The 23021-nt window shown below is 44.6% G+C and carries 23 protein-coding genes; 10 read left to right on the forward strand and 13 right to left on the reverse strand.

Annotated elements, in window-relative coordinates; genetic code table 11:
* Nucleotides 1-164 precede the first annotated feature (164 nt).
* The 4 genes from NFS43_RS01065 to NFS43_RS01080 all read left to right on the forward strand — a co-directional run bounded on the left by NFS43_RS01065 (nt 165) and on the right by NFS43_RS01080 (nt 3060).
* Nucleotides 165-653, forward strand: coding sequence for a sigma-70 family RNA polymerase sigma factor (locus NFS43_RS01065; protein ID WP_251548907.1), 489 nt, complete (start codon nt 165-167; stop codon nt 651-653).
* 93 nt (nt 654-746) lie between these two features.
* Nucleotides 747-965 carry a DUF1659 domain-containing protein gene (locus tag NFS43_RS01070; RefSeq protein WP_251548908.1) on the forward strand — a complete coding sequence of 73 codons (219 nt, stop codon included), beginning with the start codon at nt 747-749 and terminating at the stop codon, nt 963-965.
* Nucleotides 966-1003: 38 nt separating this feature from the next.
* Entirely contained in the window at nt 1004-1222 is a 219-nt protein-coding gene (locus NFS43_RS01075) for a DUF2922 domain-containing protein (RefSeq protein ID WP_251548909.1), read from the forward strand.
* Nucleotides 1223-1521: 299 nt separating this feature from the next.
* Nucleotides 1522-3060 carry an amidase gene (locus NFS43_RS01080; RefSeq protein ID WP_251548910.1) on the forward strand — a complete coding sequence of 513 codons (1539 nt, stop codon included), beginning with the start codon at nt 1522-1524 and terminating at the stop codon, nt 3058-3060.
* 54 nt (nt 3061-3114) lie between these two features.
* On the opposite strand, the gene purU is transcribed toward NFS43_RS01080, so the two are convergent.
* Together purU and NFS43_RS01090 are read right to left on the reverse strand one after the other, a co-directional pair.
* Nucleotides 3115-4014, reverse strand: a complete 900-nt coding sequence (purU, locus tag NFS43_RS01085; protein ID WP_251548911.1) for a formyltetrahydrofolate deformylase — start codon at nt 4012-4014, stop codon at nt 3115-3117.
* A 276-nt stretch (nt 4015-4290) separates the two neighbouring features.
* Entirely contained in the window at nt 4291-5748 is a 1458-nt protein-coding gene (locus NFS43_RS01090; protein ID WP_277613885.1) for an NAD-dependent succinate-semialdehyde dehydrogenase, read from the reverse strand.
* A gap of 342 nt (nt 5749-6090) precedes the next feature.
* Between NFS43_RS01090 and NFS43_RS01095 the strand changes: the two genes are divergently transcribed.
* The 4 genes from NFS43_RS01095 to NFS43_RS01110 all read left to right on the forward strand — a co-directional run bounded on the left by NFS43_RS01095 (nt 6091) and on the right by NFS43_RS01110 (nt 10454).
* On the forward strand, nt 6091-7509 hold the full coding sequence (locus NFS43_RS01095) for an MFS transporter (RefSeq protein ID WP_251548912.1): 1419 nt from the start codon (nt 6091-6093) through the stop codon (nt 7507-7509).
* Between the two features lie 30 nt (nt 7510-7539).
* Entirely contained in the window at nt 7540-8412 is an 873-nt protein-coding gene (locus NFS43_RS01100; RefSeq protein WP_251548913.1) for an NAD(P)-dependent oxidoreductase, read from the forward strand.
* Nucleotides 8409-9536, forward strand: a complete 1128-nt coding sequence (locus NFS43_RS01105; RefSeq protein WP_251548914.1) for a mandelate racemase/muconate lactonizing enzyme family protein — start codon at nt 8409-8411, stop codon at nt 9534-9536. Before NFS43_RS01100 ends, NFS43_RS01105 begins: the two co-directional genes overlap by 4 nt.
* 168 nt (nt 9537-9704) lie before the next feature.
* The gene (locus NFS43_RS01110) at nt 9705-10454 is read left to right on the forward strand and encodes a GntR family transcriptional regulator (protein WP_251548915.1); all 750 of its coding nucleotides are present in this window, start codon (nt 9705-9707) and stop codon (nt 10452-10454) included.
* A gap of 92 nt (nt 10455-10546) precedes the next feature.
* Here the strand turns inward: NFS43_RS01110 and NFS43_RS01115 are convergent, their stop codons facing one another.
* The 6 genes from NFS43_RS01115 to NFS43_RS01140 form a co-directional block, all read right to left on the reverse strand.
* Nucleotides 10547-11002, reverse strand: coding sequence for a hypothetical protein (locus NFS43_RS01115; protein WP_251548916.1), 456 nt, complete (start codon nt 11000-11002; stop codon nt 10547-10549).
* Between the two features lie 28 nt (nt 11003-11030).
* Nucleotides 11031-11795, reverse strand: coding sequence for a hypothetical protein (locus NFS43_RS01120; protein ID WP_251548917.1), 765 nt, complete (start codon nt 11793-11795; stop codon nt 11031-11033).
* 9 nt (nt 11796-11804) lie between these two features.
* Nucleotides 11805-12569: a hypothetical protein gene (locus NFS43_RS01125; protein WP_251548918.1), complete on the reverse strand. Its 765-nt coding sequence runs from the start codon at nt 12567-12569 to the stop codon at nt 11805-11807.
* Nucleotides 12570-12759: 190 nt separating this feature from the next.
* Nucleotides 12760-14034 carry a TRAP transporter large permease gene (locus tag NFS43_RS01130; protein ID WP_251548919.1) on the reverse strand — a complete coding sequence of 425 codons (1275 nt, stop codon included), beginning with the start codon at nt 14032-14034 and terminating at the stop codon, nt 12760-12762.
* Entirely contained in the window at nt 14035-14628 is a 594-nt protein-coding gene (locus tag NFS43_RS01135; protein ID WP_251548920.1) for a TRAP transporter small permease, read from the reverse strand. It abuts the gene before it with no gap.
* Nucleotides 14629-14646: 18 nt separating this feature from the next.
* Nucleotides 14647-15648, reverse strand: a complete 1002-nt coding sequence (locus NFS43_RS01140) for a TRAP transporter substrate-binding protein (protein ID WP_251548921.1) — start codon at nt 15646-15648, stop codon at nt 14647-14649.
* A 431-nt stretch (nt 15649-16079) separates the two neighbouring features.
* Here NFS43_RS01140 and NFS43_RS01145 point away from each other — a divergent pair, with 431 nt between their 5' ends.
* The gene (locus tag NFS43_RS01145) at nt 16080-16778 is read left to right on the forward strand and encodes a FadR/GntR family transcriptional regulator (RefSeq protein ID WP_251548922.1); all 699 of its coding nucleotides are present in this window, start codon (nt 16080-16082) and stop codon (nt 16776-16778) included.
* Nucleotides 16779-16817: 39 nt separating this feature from the next.
* On the opposite strand, the gene NFS43_RS01150 is transcribed toward NFS43_RS01145, so the two are convergent.
* From NFS43_RS01150 to NFS43_RS01170, 5 genes are all read right to left on the reverse strand, one after another.
* Nucleotides 16818-17885, reverse strand: a complete 1068-nt coding sequence (locus tag NFS43_RS01150) for an Ldh family oxidoreductase (RefSeq protein ID WP_251548923.1) — start codon at nt 17883-17885, stop codon at nt 16818-16820.
* 254 nt (nt 17886-18139) lie between these two features.
* Entirely contained in the window at nt 18140-19297 is a 1158-nt protein-coding gene (locus NFS43_RS01155) for a UxaA family hydrolase (protein WP_251548924.1), read from the reverse strand.
* 2 nt (nt 19298-19299) lie between these two features.
* Nucleotides 19300-19644, reverse strand: coding sequence for a UxaA family hydrolase (locus tag NFS43_RS01160; protein WP_251548925.1), 345 nt, complete (start codon nt 19642-19644; stop codon nt 19300-19302).
* Between the two features lie 114 nt (nt 19645-19758).
* Nucleotides 19759-20709 carry a hydroxyacid dehydrogenase gene (locus NFS43_RS01165; protein ID WP_251548926.1) on the reverse strand — a complete coding sequence of 317 codons (951 nt, stop codon included), beginning with the start codon at nt 20707-20709 and terminating at the stop codon, nt 19759-19761.
* Nucleotides 20710-20904: 195 nt separating this feature from the next.
* A complete protein-coding gene (locus NFS43_RS01170) occupies nt 20905-21789 on the reverse strand; it encodes a LysR family transcriptional regulator (protein ID WP_251548927.1) in 885 nt (294 codons plus the stop codon).
* A 123-nt stretch (nt 21790-21912) separates the two neighbouring features.
* Between NFS43_RS01170 and NFS43_RS01175 the strand changes: the two genes are divergently transcribed.
* Nucleotides 21913-22974 carry a YeiH family protein gene (locus NFS43_RS01175; protein ID WP_251548928.1) on the forward strand — a complete coding sequence of 354 codons (1062 nt, stop codon included), beginning with the start codon at nt 21913-21915 and terminating at the stop codon, nt 22972-22974.
* The last annotated feature ends 47 nt before the right edge of the window (nt 22975-23021 follow it).

Raw genomic sequence — 23021 nt, forward strand, 5'->3', positions numbered from 1 at the left:
AAAATCACCTCCAAGGATTCCATTTTCTATCAAAAAACTCACTCTTCCTTTCTATTTCCCTATCAAAAACGATAAAGCCATGTTCGATATAATCACGATTTCACAGTATCTTAAAGCTACCTAGGAATCATTCGGAAAGCGCGCGGTCCTGAAAGGATCCAGCAGTGGATAGCTTTAATGAATTAGTAGATCAATACACCCCTATGATCCATAAAATCATGCATTCTCTTCATATTTACCGAAACAAGGAGGAATTCTACCAAACCGCGTTAATTGCACTTTGGGAAGCAAACAATGGCTATAACCCGGAAAAAGGCAGATTCGCCAACTATGCTTATGCCTTTATTAAAGGGAAACTCTTACTGGAGCTGACCCGCCGCCATAAGGACGAGACACGGACAATTTACCCAAAAGAAGAATTTTGGGAACTAGTCAAGGACCAAACTCCCGATCATTCCCTTGAAATGAACATCCTGCACTCCTATTGTCAAGGGCTGTCTGAAAAAGAAACCAGATGGGTAATGGGCGCCATTCTCTATGATCGGTCGATAAAAGAGATTGCTGCACAGGAAAATGTCTCCGTTTCAGCGGTAAAGCAATGGAAGCTAGGGGCATTAAAGAAATTAAGAAATCAGGATTATTTGGACCACTAGGCCACAAGAACTCTCACATTAAAAAAATTTTTCCCTTACCTGTCTTTTTCTTCTATCAAACTATATATAGAAGACGAAAGGAGGTGAAGGAACATGGCACAAGGATTACTAGAAACCACTAAGCTTCGATTGGAATTCCAAACAGGAGTCGATGAAGAGGGCATGCCGATCCTAAGAGCAAAAACGTTCAGCAATGTGAGCAAGGCTGCCACAGCGGATCAGCTATATCAGGCAGCAACCGCCCTATCTGCGTTGAGCAATGACCCAATGAACAAAGTGGAGCGCAATGACAGCTTCGAAATCATCGCTTAATACCGATGAAAAAATATAGAGGATGGGAGGTGAAAGGAATGGCCAAAACATTGGAGTTACAGTTTGGCACAGAATTTGGCAAGACGGCACGGATTTCTGTCGAAAATCCAAAGGAACCAGTGGATGAAGAAGTCGTCAAGCTATCGATGGCGCAAATCATTGCAGCCGATGTCTTCGTATCTGCCAGCGGAAAGCTCGTCTCTGCTAAAGGAGCAAGAGTAATCGACCGTAATATCGTGGAATATGAACTCGCTTAATAACGGGAGGCCGGCTTGATATAAAGCCGGCCTTTTTATTGAATAAACATCACAAACTCATCCGCCATCAATAGAACGTACGGAAAATATAGCATAAAGTGTTAAGAATGAGGATTGGTTTACCGTTATAGTGATGATAAGGCAGGTGAATGGAATTGGATTATGTAGTTTGTATACAACGGATGCTCGTCTTGATTTTCTCTGTTACATAATCTGCCAAGTTTATATTTTTCTAGAGCAAATCCGAATAAAATAAAAATAGTAGTCTAATAAATGCCAATGAGAAAGGAGCAAGCTAATTGGAAAATAGCACGTTATTGACATCTGCGGGAACCACTTTCCGCTTTGAAGAGGTAACAGTCAATCAACTCCTGTCAGGGTACAAAAATGGAGAATTCACAACAGAAGAGGTTATTAAGTCCTACTTGGAACGAATAGAGAGGTATGAACAAGTTTATAACGCCTTTACCTTCCTGAATCCTCAGGCACTGGAAGAGGCAAAAGAGATCGACCGATTGCGGGAAGCAGGGGCAGAACTGGGACCGCTGGCCGGAATCCCCATTGTCATTAAGGAAGCCGTAGACGTGGCAGGCTATCCCGCCACTTTTGGCTGGGCTCCTCTTTGCAAAGAAACAGACGGAATCGAACTCATCCCAAAGAATGATGCACCAATCGTAACGAGACTTAAAAAAGCCGGTGCCATTATCCTTGGAAAAACCAATATTCCTGCCTTCAGCTGTGCTTATAACGCCAACAACAGCTGGGACGGACCGACTTACAATGCGGTCAACCGCACCATCTCTCCCGGAGGAAGCAGCAGCGGCACAGCCACGGCCGTATCCGGAAACTTTACCGTCCTCGGCATTGCAGAAGAAACGGCTGGCTCCATTCAGGTTCCTGCCGCCGCCCAAGCCATTGTCGGAATCAAGCCATCGTTTGGACTAATTCCCACAAAGGGCGTCACCCCACTCGCTGGAAGCACCAGAGATGTTTTGGGCCCGCATGCCCGCACCGTTGAAGATGCCGTGATTTTACTAAGCGTGCTAGCCGGTTACACAGAAGAAGATCCGAAAACAGAAGCTGCGATTGGAAAGGTCCCATCTGGAGGATACGCCTCCTGCCTTGATGCTGGGGCACTTAAAGGGAAACGGCTCGGATTGTACGGTTCCGGCTGGCGTACCGAAGAACTTTCACCGGAAACGAAACAGCTATATGCCGCCGCCATTGAAGCCCTGGAAAGCCAAGGTGCTGAAGTGGTAACCGATCCGTTTGCTGGGACCGGTCTGGCAGAATACATGAAATCGAAGAATAGCTTCATAGGAATGGAAACCTTTTTCTATGATCTTGAAAAATACTTTAAAAATTTAGATCCGGAGGATACTACCCTTTCCATCAAGTCTGTCTTTGAAAAAGCGGGACAGGTGCCATGGACGGAGGAAGGGCCATTACGGTTGGTTTTAGAAATCATCAACGAAGAAACCGCAGCAAAGGACCCTAGCGTCCTGCCGGATTTAACGGAATTTTACGAGGTGAAAGATGAGCTGCTCCGCGTGATAAACGCTGTAATGGAGGAACAAAAATTGGACGGGTTCGCCTACCCGCAGATGCCTGAGGCGATACCTGAAATGAGCGAGGAATGGATCAAGTCCACTACTATTTCTGAGATCAATATTAGCGGGCTGCCACTGATTACCGTTCCTGCAGGTTATTATCAAAGCGGCTCCCCATTTGCTCTAGCCTTCTTCGGCAAAGCATTCAGCGAGCCCGAGCTTATCGCCATGGCCTATGCCTACGAACAGGCAACCAAGCTGAGAGTCGCCCCTGCTTTGGTGGAGTAAGAAGACACAAGGACGGTTCCCAAGGCATTTGCCCGAAGGAACCGTCCTATGATTTTAAAAGACAATGGTTTTATTTCCATGAACAATAATCCGGTCTTCCAAATGCCATTTGACGGCACGCGCCAACACGCTTCTTTCAATGTTCCGTCCAATCTTTTTCAGGCTGTCGACATCATTGCGGTGGTCGACTCGGCTGATGTCCTGCTCGATGATTGGTCCTTCGTCAAGATCATTGGTCACATAATGGGAGGTGGCCCCAATCAGTTTCACCCCGCGGTCATACGCCCGCTCATAAGGTCTTGCCCCAACGAAAGCCGGCAAGAAGGAATGATGAATGTTAATGATTTTTTTCGGATACTCCGACACAAACCCCGGCGTCAAGATCTGCATATAGCGCGCCAATATCATCACATCTATCTCATGCTCTTTTAACAATTGCAGCTGCTTCTCCTCGACCTCTGCTCGAATATCCTTATTTGCCGGCATATAATAAAATGGAATATTCAGCCCTTCGACAACATCTCTTGCCGCTTCATGGTTACTGATCACGAGCGGAATATCCAGCATTAAGTCCCCGCTTTGCCATTCCCATAACAGTTCTAGCAGACAGTGAAGTTCCTTGGACACAAAGATGGCTGCCTTTTTCACACGGTAAACTGGCTGGAAGCTCCACTCCATTTCAAAGTTTTTGGCAATCTCGATAAACTGCCGTTCCATTTCCTTTGCTTTCTTCTGAAGGCCGGGACACTCCATTTCTATCCGGATGAAAAAAGTCCCTCCCTCTGGGTTCGTGGAATACTGGCTGGATTCAATAATGTTGGCATTGAAGGAAAATAAAAATTGAGAGATGGCTGAAACAATTCCAGGCTGGTCGGGACAGCTGACCAATAAACGCCCCCGATTTTGATTCTGTTCACGAAATACCTCGATCTGATCTTGAATATATGATTTCATCGCAAAGTCTCCTCCACATTAATGAACCTATTATACACGAAATGGTTTTTAGTGGAAAATGGCATGGAATGTACACCCCACCCAAGTACCACATCCGCGTCCGAATGCAAACGTCCAACAGGAACGATTCTCATGGCAAACGATCGGAAGTTTAAAATGAAAAAAAGGCACAACAAGCTAATTAGCTCATTATGCCTTTAAATTGTTTTATTTTTGCAGGCCACTAAATAAAAGCTCAGGTAAATGCTGGTCAGAACCCTCGCCACGGGTCCCGATTTAACCATTTAACAGCATCGAAATGTACTTCATTTCTAAATACTGATCCATGCCGTATTTCCCGCCTTCATAGCCTACACCACTTTCTTTCCAGCCGATAAACAGCGATTGGGCTACCGTTGGCAATGGATCATTCACTCCAACCATTCCGGATTCCAGCCCCTCCGAAACACGGAATGCCCTGCCTAAATCATTGGTGAACACATAGGAAGCCAGGCCATAGTTCGAGTTATTTGCCTTTTCCAGAACCTCCTCTTCAGTAGAAAAAGAAATTAACGGTGCGACGGGACCAAAAGTCTCTTCATGGCAAATCAGCATGGAGTCATCCACATCTCTAAGGATAGTAGGTAAATAGAATGAGCCGTCCAAGCTGTCAGCTTTCCACTTTGAACCTCCTGTTACCAATTTGGCTCCTTTGGCTACGGCGTCCTGTACATGTTCATGAACCTTGTTAAGTGCACGTTCATCAATTAACGGGCCAACATCCACACCCTCAGCCGAACCATTTCCCATTTTCAGTTTCTTCACTTGCTCTGCCAGTTTTTCGGAAAAGAGTCCCAGAATCGGATCCTGAATAAAAATCCGATTCGAACAAATGCAGGTTTGGCCGGCATTACGAAACTTGCTGATGATACAGGCTTCAACGGCTGCATCGATATCCGCATCATCAAAGACAATAAATGGTGCATGGCCGCCTAACTCTAAAGAGACCTTTTTCATTTGATCAGCCGACCCTTTAAGCAAATATTTGCCCACCGCCGTTGAACCCGTAAAAGTAATCTTTTTCACTTTTATATTTTCTAGGAATTCAGGACCAAGCACGGAGCCGACTCCCGTCACTAAATTGGCCACACCTGCCGGAAAACCGACTTCTTCAAAAATTTGAAAAATCGCAATAGCTGTCAACGGCGTCAGCTCAGCAGGCTTAAGGACAATCGGGCAGCCTGCCGCTAAAGCGGGCGCAATTTTTCGAGCAATCATTAATGCCGGGAAGTTCCAAGGCGTGATAGCCACAACAACACCAATCGGCTGCCGGATCACCATTAATCTTTTGGCAGGTGTCGGAGCTGGGATCGTTTCGCCATATACCCGCTTCGCCTCCTCGCTGTACCATCGGAAATATTCCGCCGCGAAGAGCACCTCCCCTTTTGCTTCCTGCAATGGCTTTCCCTGTTCCGCGGTTAAGATCGCAGCAATCTCATCTGCCCGCTCCACTAATTTCTCATACGTTTTATATAGATAATCCGAGCGTTCTTGAGGAGTTTTACCTGCCCATGGTTTAAACGCTTTGTCTGCAGCATCAATAGCCGCCGCCGCATCAGGCCGATCACCTGCTGGCACAGAACCAATTACCTCACCTGTAGCCGGATTCATCACCTCTATATATTGTCCGCTGATTGCCTCCACCCACCTGCCATTTGAATACATTTTCTGATGATCAGTTAAGATTGAACTCATATCCGCTTCCACTCCTGACTTTTTGTATTAATGTTATAACATTTACTTTATACCTAATGGTAAGTCGAAAACGTTTCCATTGTCAATATGAATATCGGAATAATTGAAATATTCTTGCAAAAAATAATGTAATGCGGAATTTTTAGAATTTTCATTATTGACAAACCATTTATTGGTAAGTAATATTTGTTATAACAATAGAACTTAACATCGTCGTTGCCGCAATTGATTTTCGTACCAATCTAGGAAAGGAGTAAAAGGTTTATTTTGGTAACCGCTTTCATAATTGCTGGTTATTTAAAGTGGTAATTCGTCCCTTAATACGATGAAAGGTGGGTTTCTATGAAGGAAACATTAATTATACGCTCGAGAGAGGATGTTATTAATTTTGTTAATGACAACCCGGTCAAAAAAGGCAGTTTATTGGTCATTCTGGTGGCACTAGGTGGAATTTTTGTTGATGCCTATGACGTTGTAAGCATTGGGATTGGGGCATCGCAATTAAGAGAAGAATTCCACTTGAGCCCCGAAGGTTTAGGTCTGCTGACCTCCATCCTCGCAGTTGGAGCATTACTTGGCGGTCTTATTGGCGGATATTATACAGATCGGTTTGGGCGAAAAAAAATGTTCACGCTTGACTTATTGCTTCTCGTTATTTCTGCTCTTGGCGCCGCCCTTGCCCCCAATTTCACCTTGCTGGTCATTTTCCGCTTCTTGATGGGTGTGGGTATAGGCTTAGACATGCCCGTTGCGCTTAGTTTTATAGCAGAATACAGCAATACGAAGAAAAAAGGCAGCTATGTTAACCTATGGCAGCCCATGTGGTATGTGGCAACTGTTGGAACGGGACTCGTTGTATTGCCTGTCTTCTTATTAGGTGTTGATGAAAACCTTTGGAGATGGGCGGTAGGATTTGGGGCTGCCTTTGCCCTGATTGTCCTGATTATGCGATTGGTTTATATGAATGAAAGTCCCCTTTGGGCGGCAAAGAACTTGCCTTTAAAGGATGCTGCCGCTATCTTGGAAAAAACCTATAAAGTCCCCGTCGTTGTCGAACATACAGGCACAAATATGAATGAGGGGCCGGAAAAGAATATTCCCTATACAGCCATTTTTACAGAAAAATACAAAATGCGAACCATTCTGGCCGCTATTATTTCTGGCACACAATCCATTCAATATTTTGCTGTAGGATTCTATATCCCTACCATTTCACTCATTCTTTTCGGCGAGGGAATGATTAATAGCATTACAGGAACCATCGTATTTAACATATGCGGGATTATCGGTGGATTTACAGGTGTTTTTCTGACCCAAAAATTAGGAATGCGGAGAATTGCCATTATTGGGTATGTCATTGTGGCCCTCAGCTTACTGGTGATTGGAATTGCCAATGATGAAACCTCTTTCATTTGGTCGTCTGTACCACTTGGACTATTTATCTTCGGCCATTCATTTGGGCCTGGTGCACAAGGGAAAACAATGGCAACACTCTCTTACCCTACTGAATTGCGCGGGCTTGGCACCGGCTTTGCAGAAGGATCGAGCCGAGTGGGAAGCATTATCGGCTTCTTCTTATTTCCTGTTTCGCTTGCTTCATTTGGTCTCGCCAAAACATTCTTATTCTTTTCGATTGTACCCATTATCGGGTTGATCTCTGCGTTCATTATTAAGTGGGATCCAACGGGCATGGATATCGAAAAGGAACAAAATGATATGAATATAACCCACACATCGAAAGAAATAGAACGACCCATATAAGAGTTTTTTCAAAAATAGGAGGGAATAAACATGAAAGCAGGTTTTATTGGGCTTGGAAAAATGGGCGGAGCATTGGCTCGCAATCTGATTCGCGCAGGATATGAAACCATTGTATATGATATTAGTGAAGCAGCTTTAGAAAAAACATTGGCAGTTGGCGGAAAAAAGGCAAAAACGCTTAAAGAGTTAGCATCAACTATAGATGTTTTGTTTACCAGCCTGCCTTTACCCGTTCATTTGACCGATTTATTAATCAACAAAGACGCTCTGCTCCATCAGATGCCAAAAGGGTCCATACTCATTGACGTAAGTACCATTGATCCAAAAACGGCCCGTGAAATCAGTAATGCCGCTGAGAAAGCAGGGGTTGAATTCTTGGCCTGCCCATTGGGCAAAGGGCCCGCACAAGCGGAAGCCGGTATACAGCCGATTTTTGCAGGAGGAAAAAAAGAGGTATTTCTCAAGGCAGAGGAACTTTTAAACAGCATTAGTTCATCAGTTGTCTATATGGGAGATGTAGAACAGGCAACGGCCTTTAAACTGATCAGCAATCTAATTGGAATGACCAATATGCTTGTTTTGGCAGAAGGATTGAAACTAGGGGAAACAGCAGGGCTGGATCCTCAACTCATGCAAACACTTTTAGCGGATACTGGGGCCGATTCCTTCCAGTTAACATTGCGGGGACCTATGATCTTGCAACAAGACTACCAAGCGAAGTTTTCTATTAATCTGGCATTGAAAGACATCCGTTTAGGTGTTGGCATGGCGGAAGATTTGAACCAGCTATCTCCTTTCAGCAAACTGGCCGCTGAATATTATGCGAATGCTAGTACCGCAGGGTTTGGTGAGGAAGATTGTGCTGCTGTTTATAAATTATTTGAAAAGAGTGTTTTAGCTTGAAGATTGTAAGCGTTGAACCACTTGTCATTGACCTTCCACTCGAGAATCCAGTCCAAACTTCATTTGGCGAAATGACCAGGCGGACAAATGTATTGGTTCGCATTGAAACAGATACAGGGGAATTCGGAATCGGAGAGATCTGGAATAACTTTCCTTCATGGGGAGCTTATGAAAAGATCGCTACCTTAATTCATGGGGTCAGGCCCCTGTTACTTGGCGAGGATCCGAGGGAAATTGGCACTATTCATCATAAGTTATTTAAACATCTGACCATTTTATGCTTACAATGGGGAGCCATCGGCCCTATGCATCATAGTATAAGTGGTGTAGATATCGCCCTTTGGGACATCATAGGGAAACATTATGGCCTCCCTATCCACAAGCTTCTGGGAGGCAAACTTCAGGATGAGGTGAAGGTATATGCAAGCGGCTTAGGGCCAAGGCTGTCAGATGAGTTGGTCCTGAAGCATCAAGAAATGGGCATTACCAGCTTCAAGCTTAAAGTCGGAAACAATGCCGATTTGGACCTCCAAAACCTAAAACGGTTAAGAGAAATGATGGGCCCAGACGGCCATTTAATGATTGATGCCAATCAAGCATGGAACCGACAATCGGCGATTCATAATTTAATGAAATTTAAATCCTTTGACATAGCCTGGATTGAAGAGCCTCTCCCATGCGATGATATCGAGGGATTACGGTATATCAGGGAAAAAACGGGGCTTCCAGTGGCTGCAGGTGAAAATATTTATGGAAGAAAACAGGCAAGAAAAGCGCTGGAACAAGAGGCACTGGATATCATCCAGCCGGACCTAAGCAAAAATGGAGGAATATCCGAAGCGAGAATCATTGCTGAAATGGCAGGCAGCTTTGGGTCCCCATATGCCCCGCATTATCTTGGAGGAGCTGTTTGCTTTGCAGCCAGTCTCCATTTTATTGCAAGTATACCTGGAGGACTCATCCTTGAAATGGATGCGAATCCTAATCCATTTAGAGAGCAGCTATTCACGAATCCCTTTACCATTAAAGATGGAAAGGTAAATGTTCCAGATCTCCCAGGATTAGGTTTTGAATTGGATCAGGAATTTGTTGATTTTTATACAATCGATTATAAACAAATGTAACCCTTCCAAAGCTAGCCTATTACCCAATTAAGGTATGGGCTTTCTTTGTTATTTTGCTAAAATTTTGGAGAGAGCCTTTTTCCAAATAATCACGGAGTGTAAAATAAGATTGGATGAGAACGAATAAATTACTTTAGTAGTCTTCTGGAGGGAATTCAAATTAGCAAGATGAATGATTTAAAATCCGTATTAAATCATAATAGCCCCATTCCATTGCATCATCAATTAACTGAATTTATTCGGAAAGAATTGTTAATTGGGCATTTGGTTGATCCAAGCGGGAAACTTCCCACTGAACATGAATTGTCTGAACAATTCCAAGTAAGCCGGATCACCGTCCGATCAGCCTTGAAGACATTAATGGATGAGGGCTTATTGGATCGAAAAAGAGGAAGCGGAACTTTTCTAAAAACCAACCAATCTGAAAACTGGATAGGAGAATTGAAGGGCTTTTCCGAAACGATCGAGGCGATGGGCAATAAGCCAGGAGCCAGAGTGATCAAATCAGGAGAAACCTTGAACCCCTCTAAGAAAATAATAGAACATCTTAGAGTGAATGAGATATGGGAATTAAGACGGCTCCGATTTGCGGATGGCGAACCAATTGCGATCGAGCATTCTTATTTTCCAAAAGAAATCGGGCAAGAGATTGGCAAACAGAATGGACTGAATGATATTCTTACCTATCAATATTTAGAGCAAGAGTTACACATTAAACTTCATGAAGGCAAGCAGATGATCAGCGCCGTGAATGCAACCCGTGATGAGGCTGAAATGCTGAATATTTCAGAGGGGGAAGCTTTGCTTTATATGGAACGGTTGACCATATCCATTGAAGGAAGCCCCATTGAGTTCTTGCAATCAGTCTATCGCCCAGACTACTTCCAATATGAAGTGAAATTAAATAGAAGAGGGTAAGGACCAGTCTGTCTCATCGAAAATCATTGGAAACTCCAAGCTGAATAGGCACAGCATTGACGAATTAGCTTGTTGTGCCTTTTTATGTCTTCTTACTCTTTCAATTTGCCTACACCTAAAGCAAGGTTATCCCAAAGAATCTCCTCTACCATTTTTCTTTGTTCTTCAAGGCAATGGACCATAAGAAAGACCTCAGTGGAAATGCTTCTTTTTAGTGTTTTGCTTTGCTTTTTGATGAACAGTAATTTCAGCAGAGTGCCTAGAATCAATCCTGCCGCTAACCCGATCAGCCCCCACAAAATGGGCCCCCATTGTAAAATCATACCGTAAATGGCTCCCAACAGCATAAAGCAGGTGCCAATTACGGCGGCCACATCAAACAGGCTGTACCCATCTGCCTGGTGAATCGTGTCGAATAGCTTTCTTTCCTCTTTTCTTTTATCAAGAGGGACCGCAAGAATTTGATGCCTCGCGATCTCATGCTGCTCTAAGGACGAGATGGCTAATTCTAAATATATGGATTGCTCGAAGGATGCAATGATATACATGCTTTCCACCTTTTTTCTTTCTTCTCATTCACTTTGGCATTTTGAACCCATTTTTTTGATAGCCATCCCTTAGCCATTTAGATTGTTCTTTTTCAAACAATTTATTTTGCTCCACTGCCGCAACATAACAGCTATACATTTGGAATCCATAAATGGCCGGAAGATAGAGGAGCCACTGCACGTCCACAATAGCCTTGGCCTGCTGGAATTCTCCAATTGCAGTAAGATGGATGGCTTGAAAAACATTGGATAGAACCATTACCACGATAGCCCAAGCGACAAAGAACAGGCCCGTAATCATTTTGTGCAAATATAAATTGCCAAGCCCCGGCATTAAGACAGACCATGCGGCCGCCAGCCATGGTTCCCGTTTATCTAAAAAATTGATATCCCATATGGCGATGACAAAGGGCTTGATGCGTGCGTCTTCACGGTCCGCTAGCAGATACAATTTATTTGTGTCCACCGTTCCTCGGTAGGAGTCCCATGCCGCATAGACATAAACCGCCAAATACAAGAGAAACCATCTCGTATTTATCACGTGCTTAGCTTCATGAAATTGCCCGGTGAAAGAGTAGATAAGGGCAAGGTTAATCTTGGCACAGGTGTTAACGGTCAATCCCCATATAATCAAAATGAGCCCTTTCAGAATTCGGTTTTGCAGTAAACTTCCCAAGCCAGGTGCTAGAAGGGACCAAAACGCGACGATATAGGGATTTTTCAAATGAAAGTAATTAATGGCAACGGAAGACATATGGGCCCTTGGATAGCGCACAAAGGCATTTTGCTTCATGGGAGCACCTCACATTGGCATTTTAAAGCTGGGAGATTGATAGTGGTTCCGCAGAAATTGCGATTGTGCCTTTTCAAAAAGTATGTTATATTCATTGGCTGTTTGGTATGTGTCATAAATGACAAAACCATAGATTGATGGCAGGTACATAAGCCATTGCATGTCTACAACAGATTTGGATTGGCTGATCTCTCCAATCAGCAGGTAATGGACCGCAGGCAGCGCATGTGACATGTACATAACCAAGATGGTCCATGCGATTAAGAAAAGGCCTGTTATGACTTTATGAAGATACAAGTGCCCCAATCCAGGCGAAAGGATCGAAAGGGTGGCAGAAAACAAAGGACTTCTCTTGTCAAAAAAATTTGTTTCTAATGATTTTAGTGTGACATGTTTTACAGGTGCGTCCTCACGATCGGATAGAATGTATTGTTTATTCAAATCGACTGTGCCGCGGTAGCTGTCCCAAATGGAATAGGCATATAAAGCCACATACAAAAGGAACCACTGTGGGTTAACTGCCTCTTTTGCCCGATCGAATTGGCCAATAAGGGAATACATAATGGAAAGATTCACTTTTGCTTTTGTATTAATGAACAGTTCCCAGCAAACAAGAATGAGGCCTGTCATCACCCTGCCTTGCATCAAATTGCCGCAGCCTGGATACGCAAAAGACCAAAAGGCCACAATCCAAGGGTTTCTTATGTACAGCTGTGTTGTGCCGAATTCAGAAATATGAGCCCTTAAACGCCGCCCATAGGCCAATTGATTCAAAAAAACCACGCTCCAGTATTATCTCCCTTTTATTTTTTCCTGATATTAGGGATTTATGTAAAGGACAGCGGACCAAGGCGGTTCCTTTTTCCTTCTTTATTTGCAGCCGGGCCATCAATCCAGATAAACATGAATAAGAGCATCAAACGGATGCTCTTTCATGCAAAAAGAATCGTCCCCAGCCAAGTAATTAAACCCAAAACATCGATATCGCCGGAATAAACGTAATGATCAACAAGTCCGCCGCCATGACGAGGATAAATGGGGTGACAGATCGAATCAGTTTATCATAGGAAACATCGGCAATGCCTTTGACGACAAAAAGATCCAACCCAACCGGCGGTGTAATCAGTCCGATAGACAAGTTGACGACCATGATAAGGCCAAAAAAGATCGGATCAATTCCGGCGGCCACAGCAATCGGCAGCAATAATGGAGTTAAGATGGTAATCGCTGCCGATGCATTCAGGAAGCACCCGGAGATAAAGAAAATAACCGTGAACATAAGCAGAACCAGATAACGATTATCGGAAAAACCCGTCACCAAGTTAACCAGCAGCTGCGGGATTTGTTCTGCCGTCAAAAGCCAGCCAAATAGGTTGGCAGCCGCAATAATAAATACAACCATCGCCGTCATTTTTCCGGCCTGAATAAAGGCAGCAGGGATATCCTTCCAATCCATATCTTTATAGACAAATTTATTAATAATAAAGGCATAGGCGGCAGCGACCGCTCCTGCTTCCGTAGGAGTGAAAACGCCGCCTCGGATTCCAAAAATAATAATTAACGGCAAAATTAAAGCCAAGATCCCTTCTAGAAAGGCCTTTTTAAACGATTGGAACTCAAACGTTGAATGCTCCTGCGAATAGTTATTCTTTTTCGTCAGCCAATAGTTTAACAGCATAAGCGAGAGTCCAATTAAGATACCTGGGACAATCCCCGCCGTAAACAAATCCCCAATCGAAACCCCTGCCGTCACCCCATACACAATCATCGGAATGGAGGGCGGGATTACGACGGCAATGGTACCGGCACTGGCCACCGTGGCAGCAGCAAACCCTTTGTCATACCCTTTCTTCTCCATCATCGGAATCATCATTTTGCCGACAGCAGCCGTATCTGCTGCTCCTGACCCAGAAATTCCGGCAAAAAACATACTGGTTAAGGTAGTAACCTGGGCTAATCCTGCCCGTACCCAGCCCACAGCGGCAAACGCAAATCCCGCAATCCTCTGGCCCATACTGCCCGACATCATAAATTCGCCCGTCAGCATGAAAAATGGAATAGCCAGAAGCGGAAAGGAATCAACAGAAGTGATCAGCCTTTGCGGAACTACCTCCAGTGGAACATAGTAGATACTGGATAAAAATCCAGAAATCGATGCTAGAATTAAAGAAATCGCAATCGGCACCCCAAGAACCATCAACAAAAACAATACAACCAGGACGACAATGGCTACTGTCATTTATCTTCCTCCTTCATGGCCTAAATAGGAATTCTCATCAACTGCAGTTGTCTGTATCGTCTCCACCTTTGCTTCTTGTGCATTTGACAGTTCGAGCACATGGACAAGTGCGTGGAGCAGGCAGATCAGCGAACAAACGAGCACGGAACAATAAATCCAAACCATATTGATACCCATAGAAGGGGAAATTTGCTGGCTGGTAAATTTTAAGATTCTCCAGCCATAAATGATTAAAAACAGAAAGGCAGCGGAGTTAATGACTTCGATGAGGACCGTCAGTTTGCTCTTGAACTTTGGCGGCAGATAATGATGCAGGATTTCTACATGCGCATGCCCTTTGTCCTTATAGACCATGCCAATCCCTAAAAAAACGATCCAAACAAACATATAGCGGATAAATTCTTCAATCCAGCTTAAATTAAAGATGGAAAAATCAATCATGGGCAGCAGGTTTTGGACGAAAGAACTTTGCAAAACGAAGCGGGAAAACACTTGATAGACAGCAGCTACAAAAGCGAAAACAAAACAGGCAATCAAGAGAATTTTGCAGGCACGATTCACTTTGCTGCTCAATCCTACGACAAACTTTTTCATCTATTGCACCTCCATCCGTTATTTTAAGCTCTCAATTTTATCCAGAAGATCTTTCCCAATCGAATCTTCAAATTCTTTATAGACCGGCTTCACTGCTTCTCTAAAGGAGTCTAAATCTGGATTTTCTTCAATTTGGATATCCGTTTTTCTTAAGTCTTCCAAAAGCTTCTCCTCTTCCTCTAAAGCGACTTTCCTTTCGTATTGAATCGCTTCTTTAGATGCGTCGAGGATTACTTTTTGCAGATCCTTAGGAAGGGTATCAAAAGTGGTTTTACTCATGATGAAAACAGCGGCGTCATAATTATGGTAGGTTAAGGTAAGATATTTTTGAACTTCATTTAACTTGTTTAAATAAATTTGCGCAAGTGGGTTTTCTTGGCCATCCACAACATGCTGCTCAAGCGCCGTATATAATTCCCCAAAAGGCACCGGCACAGGAGTCGATTTCAAGGCCTTCACAAATGAGATATAGGGCGGCGATTCTTGGACGCGGATTTTCATATTCGCAGCATCTTTAGCGGTTTTGATGGGCCTCACATTATTGGTCATATGCCGCCATCCATTTTCCATAAATCCTAGATTCATCAGTCCCCGATTCTCCAATGTGGCCCCAAGCTCCTCGCCAATTTCTCCATCCAGAACCCTGAATGCATGTTCCCGGCTTTCAAACAAATAAGGGAGGTTGAGGACATTAAACTGTGGGGCAAAATTGGTGACCGGCGCGACGGACCCAATGTGGAAATGGATCGACCCTATCTGGGCTCCTTCAATCTGATCCCGCCCGTTTCCTAACTGGCTGCTTGGAAAAATATCGATTCGGATTCTTCCGTCTGAATTTTTCTCAACCAGCTCTTTAAATTTTAGAGCTCCTTTATGGTAAGGGTGTGTCTCAGTCTGCAAATGTCCAAGCCTTAAAACATATTCAGCATCTGTTCCTTTACTTGCTGCCGTAATCGAGCAGCCGCTAATCAGACATAAACAAGCGAAAGTAATGATCATAAAGACAGTCCATTTTTTCATTCTATAACCTCCTTATCAACCTGTAAGCCCTTTCATAATACCTTATATAACTTCCTTCCTCTCCATTCGCAGGGCAAATGTCTAGCGCTAAAATCTAACACAATCCTCCCCTCTTCCCATGGCTCAACCACCCAACCACTTTTAATTATATTTAAATTTTCGAAAAAATCAAATATATTTTAGCCAACCGGAGAAATTTATTGCGTTGCTATGATACAAATGGTTTAATGAAATTATAGTGGTTGGGTGACTAAACCTATAATGAAATAGTACTAGAATGGCTGCGAAATTTTTTGCCCCTAAATGGAAAATTAATTTTCAAACGCCATAAATATAGATATAACGAAACTTGATTTAGTTTTACATGGAGCATTACTATTTTCAAAAAATATAAATCGTGCTTCTATTGGAACAGAGGAGGTTGGGGTCAAATGGAATTTAATCGAAAAGGAATTTCCGAGCAAGTGGCTGACAGTATCAAGAAAAAAATCCAGGCAGGGGAGTACAAGGCTGGCGAACGGATCCCTGGTGAGAGAGACATGGGAATGGAGCTTTCCGTGAGCAGAAATACGGTCAGGGAAGCCTATAAAATTCTGGAAGCTTACGGCTACTTGCAGGTGAAACATGGAACAGGCGTATTCGTTGCATCACCAGAACATCAAATCAAAAAAATGACGGAGGCATTCTTTGTTTCGTCAGAACAAATCAAGGACTTTTTCTCAGTCCGCAAAATCCTCGAGGAATGGACCGTGAAATGGGCTATTGAAAACGCAAGTGATGACCAGCTCTTGGAGTTGGAGCAAATTGTCCATGAAGCGAATGGCATCGTCAAAGGAACGGGCGAGGTGGATTATAAGCGTCTCGCAGAGTTAGACCACAAGTTCCATATGACCTTGGCCAACAGTTCCCACAATGTGGTCTTAATCGGGATTATGAATTATTTAATTGATTTATTATCCGAATCTCGGAATAAGTCGATCCAAATTCCGGGCCGGGCATTACAATCCGTTCAGGAGCATACGGAGATCCTCGAAGCCATCAAACAAAGGAACCCGGATTTGGCCCAAAAATGCATGAGGGACCATATCGAAAGTGTTGAGCGTTCCATCACGGCGAATGCTTTAATGTAAAAGAAAGGCTGTTCTGTATCGTTGCAGAACAGCCTTTGTTTATATTTGCTGCAAAGAAATAGGTGCAGGAAACACGACATCATACTGGATCCCCAGATGGCGCAATTCCTCCTCCACACTGGGCGAAATTTCAATCCCCTGCAGCTGGCGCTGGTCCCGGTCCCGCTTCCTGCGTTCCCCTGGGTACCTGATTTCATTCGCTCCCGGGACCTTGGGAACCTCCTTCATCTCCGCGAGCAGGCCTTGAAGCGATTCAAAAAAGGCGGACAAGTGCATAAACTTTTCTATATCCAGCAGGATGAAGAAATGCCCGACATTGGCATTTTCTGTCTCGCCCTCATCATAAATATTTTTCACATGCGGACCAAAAGCTGCACCCGAGAGGATGCCGGTCAAGATTTCTACCGCTAGAGCCAAAGCGGAACCTTTAGCCCCTCCTAACGGCAGGACAGATCCCTTTAAGGCAGCTTGTGCATCATTCGTTGGCAAACCATGTTCATCGATGGCCCATCCATCAGGAATCGAATTTCCCTGCTTGGCTGCCAGGATAATTTTCCCTCTGGCGGCAATGCTGGTGGACAAATCAATGATAATGGGCTGGTCGTCTCCCGTAGGGAACCCAAATGCGATCGGGTTCGTTCCGAAAAAGGCATTTTTACCGCCCCAAGGGGCAATTCCCGGTGGAGAATTGGTAAATCCAATACAAGCGAGGTTCTGTTCACATGCCAATTGGCAAAAATAAGAGGCGGTTCCAAAGTGGTTGCTGTTTTTAATAGCGATGGCCACGATCCCGCTTTGCTTCGCCATCTCGATTCCCTTTGAAATGGCATGATAACTAACTACATGCCCTAAGCCATTATCTCCATCTACCAGCAAAACAGACGATGTTTTTTCTGTGAGTTGAATAGCCGGATTAACATTGATCCTTTGGTCATGAAATCGTTTGGCGTAGATGGAAAGCCGGCTGATTCCATGACTATCGGTCCCTTCCAAATTGGCTTTTACTAAAGAATCGGCCACAATAGATGAATTTCCATCATTCATGCCCAAATTCTGCAATACCTGTTCGCAAAATTGCTTTAAATCCGAATCGCGGTAAGTACCCATTAGCAGACTCCTCATTCATTATTTCCTTCTATTATATATACGCGTGATAAAAAGTGAACTCCCTACGCAGCTAAATGTGTAGGGAGAGTGAAAGAGCCGGGCTCACTTCGTAAGTTTGGATCTGTTGCTTCGGGATGCTGAGGGCCTAGTCAACGATCGTGCCTCTTATTCTCCTGCACCTCGGGTGTTGATAGACGCCTCAATGACCGTGCCCAACTAGAATCGGCACGGTCATTTGGATGGTATATTATGGATTAAGCACTGCGATACAATTTTGTCATGACAAATTCACGGTGTCCCAGTGCTTCAGCACTCGTCAAACGGCCATTTACCGTACGGCAAATCACTTCCATCAATTTGTCCCCTGCCTCCTCCAACGTAATCTGGCGGGACAGCAGCCCCTGTACGTCCACATCAATGTGCTCACTCATCGTGCCTGCGGTAATCGGGTTGGCCGTAATCTTAATAACCGGCTCAATCGGATTGCCGATGATATTCCCCTGCCCTGTTGGGAACAAGTGAAGCACAGCACCTGCGGCAGCCATTAACGTGATGCATTCCGCGGCAGCAGACGAAGTGTCCATGAAATACAGCCCTGGTCCGTTCTCCGGTTTTTCAGCAGGGTCAAGCACCCCAATGATTTCCTTCGATCCTGTTTTCGCAATATTTCCCAATGCCTTCTCTTCAATTGTGGACAGACCGCCAGCGATATTTCCTTGAGTTGGCTGCGAGCCTAATAAATCCACACCCTTGGAGGCAATCTCCCCCACATAATCCTCATAGATTGTCATAAATTTCTCCTCTAGCTCAGGAGTCGCCATCCGTTCGCGGATGATATGCTCACCCCCGGTTAATTCAGAGGTTTCTCCAAAGAACACAGTCGCTCCAGCATCCACCAAACGATCAACCGCTTGAGACACAGTCGGGCAAGAACCCAATCCAGTGGTCGTGTCGGACTCGCCGCACTTAATGCTGACCGTTAAGTCTTTTAACTCAATCGGCACCCTTTGCAGCTCGGTGGCCCACTGAACATACTCTTTTGCCTTCCAGCAGGCAGCACGGATTGTCTCTAAATCTCCATTTCTTTCGATAGAGAAATAGGATACAGGTTTACCAGTCTCCGCAATCCCATCGGCAATTTTCTTCGCCCAGTTTTCCTCAATCCCAATGACAATGACAGCGGCCACGTTAGGATTAGAGCCGGTTCCAATCATCGTTCTAAAATGCAAATCTAAATCCGGGCCATACTGAAGTCTCCCGTAAGCATGAGGCAGGGCCAATGTTCCCTGGATTTGCTTTGCAACAGCTTCACAAGCCGCGTTAGATATATCATCCACCGGTAAAATAATCACATGATTCCGAATTCCAACCTTGCCATTTTCTCTGCGATAACCAAAAAGCTGTTGTCCCATTTCTACCACCTCGCCGTTTTAATATTGTGGGTATGAACGTAATCGCCCACTTCCCACTTTTCTGTTGTGATGCCAATTTGGACACCATATTTTAATACTGGTTCCCCGGCTTCCAGATTCACCAATGAAATCTTGTGGCCTAATGGAATATCCGCTTTAGCGGTTACGGTCACATCGGAATTATCGTCCATATAAATGCCGACGACTTGCTCCCCCTTTTGGATGTTGCTCGTTGCTACCCCGACATGATCGCCCCGATGATGGATCAAAAACTTGTGGGTGCTTACCTTTCCGGCTGCTTCTGACTGATTTTCCGTCAAAGTGGTTCCTTGACTATTCGTGCTCATTTGTAAAGCCTCCTCTTTTATTGGCTGAGTGACCCAACCAATTTCTATACACTTATTAAACCACCTAATTTTTGGATAGTCAACAATAATATTTAAATTTTCTAAAAATTAAGGTTAAATAGCGCATAAGGACCGTTCGCCGTTTAACACTTTTACGACCTCTTTTGCTACTAATAACGAAGTTCTGATCTGGGATTCATCGGTGAGTCCTGCAATATGGGGTGTGATCATGGCAGTTTCGCAGGATAAAAGTTTATTAGAATGTGAGATAGGTTCCGTTTCAAGGACATCTAAAAACGCGCCGGCAATCGTCTGCTGTTTTAATGCTGCAGCCAATGCGGTTTCATTGATAATGCCCCCTCTTGAGGTATTAATAATATAAGCGGCAGGTTTCATCTTGTTGAGTTCTGTTTCAGAGATTAAGTAATGTGTTGCTGGGGTTAATGGCACATGAATCGAGACGAAATCCGATTCTGCCAGCAAATCTTCCAGCGTTTCCCTTAGCACGACGCCTGTTTCCGAAATAATAAAGTCATTCTCGGTGATGAATGGGTCATACCCCATCACTTTCATGCCAAAGGCGCTGGCCCGTTTGGCGACCCGATGCGAGATTTCCCCTAAACCAATAAGGCCTAATGTTTTGCCCGCAATCTCTCCGCCGGTAAATTTTTTGCGATTCCAGTTCCCTGCTCTAATATCATCATCCGCAAGATGAAGCGGCCGGTGAGCGGTTAACATGGCAGCCATCACATATTCTGCAACGGAAGTCGCATTGGCATGACGGCCATATACAACCTGGATGCCCCTTTTTTTGGCTGCGGCGGTATCGATGTTATCCATACCTACACCCAAGCGCCCAACTACCTTTAGGCGGCTTCCGGCATTTAGCAATTCTTGGTCCACCTTTGTTTGGTTTCGAACAATAAGCGCGTCGTACTGTTTGACCATTTCCAGCAGCTTTCCGCGGTTTTCCCAAAGCCGCTCATCGTAATACACTTCAAAGCCATGTTTGGCCAGCTCCTCGATTCCTTCATTCCAAATCAATTCAGTGATCAAAGCTCTCATAGTATCTCCCCTCCCTGTAATTAAAAAAATCACCCATCTATTAGTTCTCCATGGGACCTCCAAATTCCTTTTTGGCTCAGTGACCCAACCAATTTACCCTTATTAAATCACCCTTTTCCTGTTTGGTCAATAGATTTTGAACCAAAATGCCAGAAGCACTAGGCGGCAAAACCAGGACACCCTAACGGTAAAAATTCACTCCTCTAAGTATTCCTTTAAAGTTTCAATAAACGTACTCAGGGCTTTCGTCTGATAGGGCGAATGGGTTAGGATGGAAAAATTCCGCTTAAATGGCGATCCACTGACGTCTACCATTCCTATGTACCCATGGCGAAGTTCCTTTTTGATGGCCCAGTGGGATAACAGACTGATGCCAAGACCGGCCTCCACCGATTCCTTGATGACCTGGGTGCTTCCGAACTCCATAATCTTTTTCGGGGTAAATTTCATCTGTTCAAATAGATAATCGGCTGCCTCCCTCGTTCCGGAACCTTTTTCTCGCAATATCCATGTTTCATGCCCTAAATCCCGAAAATTTACTTCTTCGGCTTTTTTCAGCAAAGGATGGCTCGAGGAGGCAACAACAGCCATTTTATCCTCGGCAACCACCTCAACACCGGGGATCTTCTGGGGGATGCCTCCTTCTACGATGCCAATATCAAGCTGATAGGACTGGACGAGTTCGATGATTTCTTTCGTATTATGAATTACCACTGTTGGAGTAATCAATGGGTACTGCGCCTGCAGCCGGGCAATGATATGCGGCAGAATATACTCGCCAAACGTGTAACTGGCGCCAATCGCAATCGGACCGCTCGTATTGTTCGTCAGGTCATCGACTAAATATTGCATATTCGCATAGAGCGCCAGAATCTCCTTGGCATGGTGATACACAATTTCTCCCGTCTTGTTCATGCGGACAAACTTATTGCTTCTTTCCAGCAGCCGGGCTCCGGCCGTTTCCTCGAGGACCTTTATATACTGGCTGACTGCCGGCTGCGTCATATGAAGCTCTTCTGCCGCCTTCGAGAAATTTCCTTTTTCAACCACCTTTACAAATACCTTTAAATATTGATCCATACGATCCCCCTTTTCTGTTTATGTATACGAAATTACTTATCATAACCATTATATATTATTATTTTTCTTATTCAAAAAACTGCTGTAGACTTAAAACCACTAAATTAGTTGTGGGGTGATAGGATGAGTGGTGAAATGGCAAGGGTCTTGCCACCAAATGAAACGACTGGCCAGCAGCAAAAAAAGCCAAAGCCGAAAACCTCTGCCGGCCTTTGGCTCGGAGGAATTGGCTTTACCTTCCTGATTGCAGCGGCTGGGTTTGCCCTTGCGCTGGTGCCGGGCTTTAATCGGGTGGGACCGCTGGCGTGCGCGATTATCCTGGCCATTATTTATCGGCAATTGTTTGGATATCCCGAAAAAATTCGGGCAGGAATTCAGTTTTCCGCCAGATATTTCTTACGGTTTGCGATTATTTTGTATGGTTTAAAGTTAAATATGGATGTGATATTTAGCCAGGGCCTGGGGCTGGTTGTCCGTGATGCCGGCGTGATTGCCTTTGCCATCCTGGTGACGGTATGGCTGGGCAAGCGGCTGAAAGCAGATGCCTCTTTGGTGCTGCTTCTCGGAATTGGCACAGGTGTATGCGGAGCAGCAGCGATTGCCGCGGCAGCACCCATTATCAAAGCAAAGGAAGAGGATACGGCGATTGGAGTTGGCATTATTGCACTGGTGGGGACGATTTTTTCCATTACCTATACGATTATTCGCCCGCTTCTTCCCATGTCTGCGGTTGACTACGGGGTATGGAGCGGCAGCAGTCTCCACGAGATTGCTCATGTCGCATTAGCGGGTGCCCCTGCGGGTCCGGATGGGCTGGCGATGGCCCTTTTGGCAAAGCTTGGCCGAGTACTGCTGCTCGTTCCTCTATGCTTGATCCTTATGTATTGGATGAAGCGAAAGAATGCCGGAACGCAAGAAACGGCTAAGATTGAGTTTCCTTGGTTTTTGGCCGGCTTTATAATAATGAGTTTAGCGGGAAGCTATGTTTTAGGCACGTGGATACCGGTTTCCACCGCCTTCCAGGATGGGATCTCCAGCGGAACTACCTTTATCCTTTCTTCCGCCATGGTAGGTCTTGGTCTTAACGTAAGCCTCAAAGAACTGCGCACCAAAGCACTTAGACCACTTCTAGCGATGTTCATTACTTCTATCCTTCTCTCCATTCTGACATTCCTTATCATATAAAACAGGCGGAAAGCCCATTCAAGGACACGATTCTCTTAAATCGTGTC

The sequence above is a fragment of the Neobacillus muris genome (assembly GCF_943193175.1).
Lineage (GTDB): Bacteria > Bacillota > Bacilli > Bacillales > Cytobacillaceae > Neobacillus > Neobacillus muris.

Coding starts and splice junctions, on each gene's coding strand:
- NFS43_RS01070 (WP_251548908.1), top strand. CDS start 747: ATGGCACAAGGATTACTAGAAACCACTAAGCTTCGATTGGAATTCCAA.
- NFS43_RS01075 (WP_251548909.1), top strand. CDS start 1,004: ATGGCCAAAACATTGGAGTTACAGTTTGGCACAGAATTTGGCAAGACG.
- purU (WP_251548911.1), bottom strand. CDS start 4,014: ATGAAATCATATATTCAAGATCAGATCGAGGTATTTCGTGAACAGAAT.
- NFS43_RS01090 (WP_277613885.1), bottom strand. CDS start 5,748: ATGAGTTCAATCTTAACTGATCATCAGAAAATGTATTCAAATGGCAGG.
- NFS43_RS01095 (WP_251548912.1), top strand. CDS start 6,091: ATGAAGGAAACATTAATTATACGCTCGAGAGAGGATGTTATTAATTTT.
- NFS43_RS01100 (WP_251548913.1), top strand. CDS start 7,540: ATGAAAGCAGGTTTTATTGGGCTTGGAAAAATGGGCGGAGCATTGGCT.
- NFS43_RS01110 (WP_251548915.1), top strand. CDS start 9,705: ATGAATGATTTAAAATCCGTATTAAATCATAATAGCCCCATTCCATTG.
- NFS43_RS01115 (WP_251548916.1), bottom strand. CDS start 11,002: ATGTATATCATTGCATCCTTCGAGCAATCCATATATTTAGAATTAGCC.
- NFS43_RS01120 (WP_251548917.1), bottom strand. CDS start 11,795: ATGAAGCAAAATGCCTTTGTGCGCTATCCAAGGGCCCATATGTCTTCC.
- NFS43_RS01130 (WP_251548919.1), bottom strand. CDS start 14,034: ATGACAGTAGCCATTGTCGTCCTGGTTGTATTGTTTTTGTTGATGGTT.
- NFS43_RS01135 (WP_251548920.1), bottom strand. CDS start 14,628: ATGAAAAAGTTTGTCGTAGGATTGAGCAGCAAAGTGAATCGTGCCTGC.
- NFS43_RS01140 (WP_251548921.1), bottom strand. CDS start 15,648: ATGAAAAAATGGACTGTCTTTATGATCATTACTTTCGCTTGTTTATGT.
- NFS43_RS01145 (WP_251548922.1), top strand. CDS start 16,080: ATGGAATTTAATCGAAAAGGAATTTCCGAGCAAGTGGCTGACAGTATC.
- NFS43_RS01150 (WP_251548923.1), bottom strand. CDS start 17,885: ATGGGTACTTACCGCGATTCGGATTTAAAGCAATTTTGCGAACAGGTA.
- NFS43_RS01155 (WP_251548924.1), bottom strand. CDS start 19,297: ATGGGACAACAGCTTTTTGGTTATCGCAGAGAAAATGGCAAGGTTGGA.
- NFS43_RS01160 (WP_251548925.1), bottom strand. CDS start 19,644: ATGAGCACGAATAGTCAAGGAACCACTTTGACGGAAAATCAGTCAGAA.
- NFS43_RS01165 (WP_251548926.1), bottom strand. CDS start 20,709: ATGAGAGCTTTGATCACTGAATTGATTTGGAATGAAGGAATCGAGGAG.
- NFS43_RS01170 (WP_251548927.1), bottom strand. CDS start 21,789: ATGGATCAATATTTAAAGGTATTTGTAAAGGTGGTTGAAAAAGGAAAT.
- NFS43_RS01175 (WP_251548928.1), top strand. CDS start 21,913: ATGAGTGGTGAAATGGCAAGGGTCTTGCCACCAAATGAAACGACTGGC.